The organism is Pedobacter sp. 01N416, assembly GCF_056399685.1.
In genome coordinates, this window is record NZ_JBFTRT010000667.1 from 1 (window position 1) to 2,525 (window position 2,525).

Annotated in this window: 2 protein-coding genes and 1 pseudogene; 2 read left to right on the forward strand and 1 reads right to left on the reverse strand. The window is 37.9% G+C overall.

Annotated elements, in window-relative coordinates; all coding sequences use genetic code 11:
* Positions 1-81: pseudogene (locus AC1DND_RS25580) on the forward strand (50S ribosomal protein L25); the annotation flags it as partial.
* Between the two features lie 223 nt (positions 82-304).
* A complete protein-coding gene (gene pth, locus AC1DND_RS25585) occupies positions 305-865 on the forward strand; it encodes an aminoacyl-tRNA hydrolase (RefSeq protein WP_029278331.1) in 561 nt (186 codons plus the stop codon).
* Between the two features lie 828 nt (positions 866-1,693).
* Here pth and AC1DND_RS25590 read toward each other — a convergent pair.
* Positions 1,694-2,359: a tetratricopeptide repeat protein gene (locus AC1DND_RS25590; RefSeq protein ID WP_108197625.1), complete on the reverse strand. Its 666-nt coding sequence runs from the start codon at positions 2,357-2,359 to the stop codon at positions 1,694-1,696.
* Positions 2,360-2,525 lie beyond the last annotated feature (166 nt).

Sequence of the window (2,525 nt, forward strand, 5' to 3'; positions counted from 1 at the left end):
CCTGAAGATACTATCGTTTCTGTTGCAATGTCTAGAGCATTAAAACAAGCAGAAACTGAAGCTGCTAAAGGTAAAAAATAATCAGGATTCTTAGGATTTCTTGATTTCAAGATGAAGCGTTCCGAATTAATTCGGAACGCTTTTTTTATTTATATTAAGGTTAATCCGCTAATCGCCCAACGCTAACAGCTCCGCTATCCATTAAGAAGCTGTTTGAAAATAAATGAATAAATTCGCGGCATGGACTTCCGACTTTTCGCTTTAGTCTTTGGTCTTTTCGCTTTAAGCTTCTACCTTTGCCCCCATGAAATATCTTATAGTTGGCTTAGGGAATATCGGACCAGATTATGCACATACCAGACATAACATTGGTTTTGATATCGCCGATGAACTGGTTAAAAATTTAGACGGAAGTTTCGAGAATATCCGCTTGGCTTATTATTCGGAAGTAAGCTTTAAAGGACGTAAACTCCATGTAATTAAACCAACTACTTTTATGAACTTAAGTGGTAAAGCCGTAAACTATTGGATGAAGGAGTTAAAAATAGCACCAGAAAATGTTTTGGTGATTGTTGACGACCTTGCATTGCCTCTCGGTAAGCTGAGGCTAAAGCTACAGGGCTCTAGCGCTGGTCACAATGGTTTAAAAAGCATCGAAGAGGTTTGTGGCGGACAAAATTATGCACGCTTGCGCTTCGGTATCGGTAGCGATTATCCGAAAGGTAGACAGGTTGATTTTGTTTTGGGTTTGTTTGATAAGAATGAGCAATTAGAGCTCCCTGCATTGATTGATAAAAGCGTAGAGCTGATTAAAAGCTATGTAACCGTTGGGCCCGCCCACACCATGACGGCTTTTAATAAGTAAGAGGTTCATTAGTCATTCGTTAATTGGCCATTGGTTTACTAGCATTTCGTTCATTCTTCATGTACGCCGTCATTTCGACCGTAGCGGAGAAATCTTACTGATAGTCCTGTTTTTGCTAAAATGTTGTCATCCTGAGCGCAGCGAAGGATCTTTTATAATTTAAATTCAAGGTAATATAGTCCAAAAAGATCATTTGAAGAACAATTACAGTAGTTCTTTTTAATGTTCGTCCTGCTTTTCATTACAAGTCCTCGCTGTGCTGTGGGCTTTGCATTTCAATCAGGTCTAAAAGGCAACATTTGTACTGCTATTGAGGGTAGAATAACACAGTTTTGTATAGATTTTATTTCCATGGTATGAAACAGTTCAATAAAGGCAATTTCCTTTTTCTGCATCATGCAACCCCAAATAGTATTGCTGGCTGCGCCACCTAAACCCGATCGAAGTGGTCCCGACTTTACGTCGGGAGGAACGGAGAGCGGGACTACACTAACCAAAAGCACCTGCACTTGATTTCCAGAAAAAAAATAATGATTAGTGGGGGAGGATGCCTATTGTTTGGTGAGAATGGTGTCTCGGAGTGTCGTCATTTCGAGCGGAGTGCAACGCAGCCGAGAACCCGAAGGCTCAGCGAAGCTAAATCTATTCTTCTAGTTCATAGATCTCTCCATTCCGCGATGCTTCAGTCGAAAGACGACTTTTTCTATGAGAGATAATGCTAATGGGTAGCATAGTCGAAGGGCCAGCTATCGCAATTAAGAAAAGTTTTTAAACAAAAAAAAAGACCATCTTTCGATGATCTTTTCATAAATATGTTTTAGTTAATGATTATTTAACTTTTTCTTGAGCTCTTGCAATGTAAGCATCAATTAATTGCGCTTCTGCACTCTCAGGGTATTGTGTTTTTACTTTAGTATAAGCTTCAACAGCACCTTTAAAATCATTTTGGCTTTCGTTAACCAGTCCTAATTTCTTTAAAAACATTGGTGAAGTAAATTTACTTGCTTTATCTGCTGCTTTTTTATAGTAAGTAGCCGCTTGTTTAAAGTCTTTCAATTCGCTGTAAGCATCACCTAATAAGCCTAAAGCCAATGGGTCTGCAACTGGGCTACCGGTAGCGCTATATTTGCTTAATGCCTCTATAGCTTGTTTGTATTCGCCTTTACGCAAGTAAATACCACCCAAGTAAAGGTTAGCTAAGTTTGCCGATTTTGTGTTATCATATTCTTTAGCAATCTGCTCTAAGCCCGGGTAACCACCTTCGCCTTTAACAGCTCTGTTTGATAATGAATCTACGCCAACAAATTGTTCTGCTTTGTACATTTTGCTAGCGGCTTCTTCAGCACGACCTTTTAAATACACGCCTTGATACCAAAGATATATTAAAACTAATAAAACTACAGCACCTGCAATAAACAGTAAGCTCTTATTATTCTCTTGTAAAAATGAACCTTTTTTAGTTGGTTGAATTGTCTGGTTATCTGTTGTAGACATGTTTGTTTAAAAAATTTAAGATTGCAAAAATACATTTTTCAATCAAAGTATCAATCTTTATTTTGAAGTATTTGATTAAACATTAGTTATTTAGGCGTGTAGATTATAAAATCGTCATGATAATTAGCGTAACAAGCTAATCAGTGTGTTAAACCAGGTTTGGTTG